Genomic DNA, 1,100 nt, shown 5'->3' on the forward strand with positions numbered 1-1,100 from the left:
GCGGTTATGCCCCGCCTGTATCTGGCGTGTTGGCCCGATACGTTCGATAATTTGTTGGTACTGTTCCAGATCCCACCAGTGCGAGAAAAACACCAGGATGTTTCCGCCGTCCTGCATATTCAGGCCGTGGCCTGCGCTGGCCGGGTGAGCAAAAAGGACAGGTATTTTTCCTGCGTTCCAGTCGCGCAGCGTCTGTGGATCGGAATCAAGCTGTTTACCCTTTGGAAAGGCTTTCAATAAACGGGCTAAATCGCTTTTAAAGTGGTAGGCAACCAGCACCGGCATACCGCCAGATTCGGCAATCACGCTTTCCAGCGCTTGCAACTTGGCGTCGTGGATTTCTGACCAGGTACCTTTGTCGTCGGTATAGATAGCGCCGCTGGCGATTTGCAAACACTTCACGGTTTTTGCGGCGGCGTTTGGCGCTTCAATGCCGTCACCATCCAGTTCCAGAAACATCTCCTTTTCCATTTCCTGATACTGCTGGCGTGCCTTGGGCGGCATTTCCACGCGGATCACGTTATGGATCGGTTCCTCAATAACAAACCAGTCGCCGGCATCCAGTGAGATCGTCACATCGCGTAGCGCGGCCTGTATCTCATCCTGCGAATGGGGAAAGGGTTCCAGCTTTGTCCAGCTTTGGCCGGGAAACTGGATTGCGTTGAACCAGCGCGAGGTAAATGCGCCGAATGTGCGCCCTAGGCGCTGGCCCTGATCGACAAACCACGCTTGCCCCCACAGGTCTACCAGACCGTTTGGTGCTGGCGTGCCGGTGAGATTGCCCCAGCGGTGGACATGCTTATGTGCGACCTTGCCAAGTGCTGCCGCACGTTTGCCGCCGCCGCGCAATCGAAAGGATTTAAGCCGGGTGCTCTCGTCGCCAATTACGGTGGCGAACGGCCAGCGCTCACCCAGCGTTTCAACCAGCCATACCAGGTTGTCGTAGTTGGTGGTAAAAACGCTGGCGTTGCTGTTCGTCAGCGCTGCCAGCCGTTCTTTTACGCTACCCATAATGGGCTGGATCTCGATATTGCGCAGATGACTCCATTTGTTGGCTTCATCCGGCCACGTTGAGCGTGCCACGCGCAGCGGCGCAAGAA

Annotated in this window: 1 protein-coding gene; it reads right to left on the minus strand. The window is 56.2% G+C overall.

From position 1 onward, the window contains the following. Nucleotides 1-1,100, minus strand: a 1,100-nt coding sequence (locus QZ506_RS15195) for a DEAD/DEAH box helicase (protein ID WP_291972168.1), incomplete at both ends; no start/stop codon positions are given.

Source organism: Candidatus Symbiopectobacterium sp. (assembly GCF_020054415.1).
Taxonomy (GTDB): domain Bacteria; phylum Pseudomonadota; class Gammaproteobacteria; order Enterobacterales; family Enterobacteriaceae; genus Symbiopectobacterium.